This window comes from Microbacterium testaceum (genome assembly GCF_001476285.1).
Taxonomy (GTDB): Bacteria; Actinomycetota; Actinomycetes; order Actinomycetales; family Microbacteriaceae; genus Microbacterium; species Microbacterium testaceum_B.
The window spans coordinates 1-2,899 of record NZ_LDRU01000120.1 but is presented as its reverse complement, the minus strand read 5'-3'; the positions used below and the strand labels follow the sequence as shown (position 1 = coordinate 2,899).

Sequence of the window (2,899 nt, the reverse complement as noted above, 5' to 3'; positions counted from 1 at the left end):
GCTCGTGCCGCGTTCCGTCGATGTCGACGACACCGCGCCACGAGACCTGGCCCTCGCTGGTCTGCGAGTCGACGCGGAGGGTCCCCGTCGACAGCGACTCGTCGCGTTCGATCGAGATGGCCAGGGGGCCGGCGAACGAGTAGCCCTGCGTGCTGGCGTGCTTCTTCACGAGCGTGGTCAGCTCGGTGACCAGAGTGGACCCCAGCGCGCTCATCTTCTCGTCGTCGGCGGGCGACAGACGGACCGCGAAGGCGTTGGGGGCGAGGATGCGGTCGCGGGTGACCACGACGGCCTTCTTATCGAGCTCACTCCGCAGCGCGGAGGCGATCTCCACCGGCTGGATGCCACTGCGGAAGGTCTTCGCGAACGCACCGTTGACGGCGCGTTCGAGACCCTTCTCGAAACTGTCGAGTAGTCCCACGAGACTCCTTCGGGCAGGCAGACCAGTAGGCACATCGTAGTCAGGGCGGCTGAGCAGGTCATGGATGCCGCCTGCGGAGCCCGCGTTTCGCTGTGCCGACGCGGCCGTGATATTCTCGGGAAGTTGGTCGCGTGGCATCCTCGATGTCGCGCACGCGCGAGTGGCGGAATAGGTAGACGCGCTGGCTTCAGGTGCCAGTGCCTTCACGGGCGTGGGGGTTCAAGTCCCCCCTCGCGCACAGATGAGAAAGACCCCCGGGTTCATCCCGGGGGTCTTTCTCATGTCTGGGGGAGGGGCGGCCCCGGACCCGTCCCGGCTTGCACCGGAATCGGACACGGCGAACAGAATCGGATGCCGAGCCCCCTGGCATCCGATTTCGTTGCACTGGTCCGAATCTGTGGGGGTGCCGCTCGGGTCAGGGGGACTTCGCGGTCAGGCGCGCCTGCATCCACACCACGAGCAGCACGACCGCGGCGCCGGCCGCTGCGAGGAGCACCGTCGAAGCGACGTCGCCCGACGGCGCGAGGGAGTGCCCCGCGTCGTCCTGCCACGGCCAGAGCGCGCGGAGGGAGCCCAGCATCAGGCCCGTCATCAGGGCCAGCATGCCCGCGTGGAACCGGGCCAGGAGAAGGCGCAGGACGTTGACGAAGACGCTGAGCCCCACGATCGCGCCGACGGCGAAAGCCAGGATGTAGGGCATGTCGCGCTCGTTCAGGGCGATCAACGTCGTCTCGTAGAGGCCGAAGACGAGGAGCAGGAACGCTCCGGAGAGCCCCGGCAGCACGAGGGCGCACACGGCGACCGAAGCCGCCAGCGCGACGACGATGAGCGGCGGGTTCTCGACGGCACCGGAGGGCAGGCCGGTGAGGACGAATGCAGCTACGGCGGCGACGAGCGTCAGCAGGCCCAGCCGCCACGTCCACTCGCGACCCAGCAGCCGGATCGGAATGAGCAGGGATGCCGCGATCATGCCGCCGAAGACGGCCCGTGTCCCGGTCGGATACTCCTGCACGAGGGGAGCCAGGACGCGCGCGCCGAGGACGACCGCCAGCACCATGCCGACGAGCACCGGGGCCACGACTCGCCATCGCACCGCCCGGAAGTGACGGGCGCTGCGTGTGAGTCCGCGACCGCGCACGACGTCCGTCGCCGCGACCGTGCCGCGCACGATGTGGCTCGCGGCGTCGATCAGCGTCGCGTACACCCCCACGATCAGGGCGACCGTTCCGCCGCTGACCCCCGGGATGACTTCCACCGCCCCGATCAGGGCGCCGCGAACCACGTCGAGAGCGGGGCGGAGAGGTGAACGTCGGTCGGCAAGGGTGTCGGCCATTCGGTCCACGCTAGGCGAGGGTCAGCCGGCGGCCAAACCGCTCTCGCCCCAGGCGCGCACGCGGTGGATCGTCGCCGTCTTCGGGTAACGACCCCAGCGTGGGCCGATCTCGAAGAGGTCGATCATGAGGAACAGCGGGTAATCGGGTGCCTGTGCGACCCGCCGCAGCGTGCGGTCTTGGCATCCGATGACCGTCTCGCCCGACCCCCACTGCACGAACCAGGCGTGCGGGGCAGACGCGTCCAGGGGAAGAGCGACCTCGCTCATGTCGGACGTGAGGTGTGGGTCGTGATGGGCTTTGATGCCGCTCCGCGCCACGGTGGTCTCGCCGATCGCGTCGGCGTCGATCTCGAAGATGCAGATCTCACCGGACTCGGTCGGGGAGCGGTGCTCGGTGCCGACGAGCCAGGCGGCCGTCATGCAGTTCACGTCACGGCTGGCGGAGACCGTGATCTCGACGCGTCCACTCGAGGGGGCGAAGAGAAGTCGCGTCGGGGTCTCGGTGCGGACGGTGAGGCCCTCGCGGTGACGGTGCGACCCGAGGGGGGAGCCGACCGGCCCCGAGAACACCCCGGTCTGCAGGTTCGAGACGCGCAGGGGAGCGTCTTCTTCGCGCCAGTCCGGCTGATCGCGATCGATTCTCAGTGCGAGACCGTCCGGCCCGGTGTCATAGCGCGCTCGCGCTCGCTCCGGCGTGGTCCAGTGCGGCAGGTAGCTCGCGACCCACCAGCGTGGGTCGAGTCCCGTCCGGAAGTCGTCGTCGAGATCGGGCTCGCGGTCCGGCGCGGGAGTCAGGCTCCCCGGAGGGAAAGGCATGAGGAATGATCGCACGCCCTCTCAGCGATACGCGGGTGTTCCGCGGTTTACTGGGCGGATGCCGAAGACCCGACGCACCGGCCTGATCGTGACGCTCGTGGTCGGCGGTGTTCTCGCCGTCCTGGCGGTGTGGCCGCAGATCGTCGGCGCGCAGCGCCTGCAGGTGGTGGCCCAGCTGATCCCGTTCCGCGGCATCCTGGCCATCGGCCTCGCCGCGCTCGCGGTGGTCGCGGGCGTGATCGCCGTGCTCCGGCGGCGGTGGGGCGTGGCGGCGGGGCTGGCGATGGTGCTCGCCGCGGCGTCTCTCGGCAACGCGGGCGTGCTCGTCG

The 2,899-nt window shown here is 69.8% G+C and carries 3 protein-coding genes, 1 tRNA gene and 1 pseudogene; 2 read left to right on the top strand and 3 right to left on the bottom strand.

All coding sequences use genetic code 11. The features are described 5' to 3' along the window. Positions 1-421, bottom strand: a 421-nt coding sequence (locus NS283_RS17435; protein WP_153003412.1) for a DUF3662 domain-containing protein, incomplete at its 3' end; no start/stop codon positions are given. Positions 422-575: 154 nt separating this feature from the next. Here NS283_RS17435 and NS283_RS17430 point away from each other — a divergent pair. Next, positions 576-659 (top strand) — tRNA-Leu (locus NS283_RS17430). 177 nt (positions 660-836) lie between these two features. Here the strand turns inward: NS283_RS17430 and NS283_RS17425 are convergent. Beyond that, positions 837-1,754, bottom strand: a complete 918-nt coding sequence (locus tag NS283_RS17425; RefSeq protein WP_058598118.1) for a DUF368 domain-containing protein — start codon at positions 1,752-1,754, stop codon at positions 837-839. 21 nt (positions 1,755-1,775) lie between these two features. Continuing rightward, entirely contained in the window at positions 1,776-2,570 is a 795-nt protein-coding gene (locus NS283_RS17420) for a hypothetical protein (protein ID WP_058598117.1), read from the bottom strand. A 58-nt stretch (positions 2,571-2,628) separates the two neighbouring features. On the opposite strand from NS283_RS17420, the pseudogene NS283_RS17415 reads away from it, so the two are divergent. Then, positions 2,629-2,899: pseudogene (locus tag NS283_RS17415) on the top strand (hypothetical protein); the annotation flags it as partial.

What these genes read in the sequence shown, in the direction of transcription:
- NS283_RS17425 (WP_058598118.1), bottom strand. Translation starts at nt 1,754, where the DNA reads ATGGCCGACACCCTTGCCGACCGACGTTCACCTCTCCGCCCCGCTCTC.
- NS283_RS17420 (WP_058598117.1), bottom strand. Translation starts at nt 2,570, where the DNA reads ATGCCTTTCCCTCCGGGGAGCCTGACTCCCGCGCCGGACCGCGAGCCC.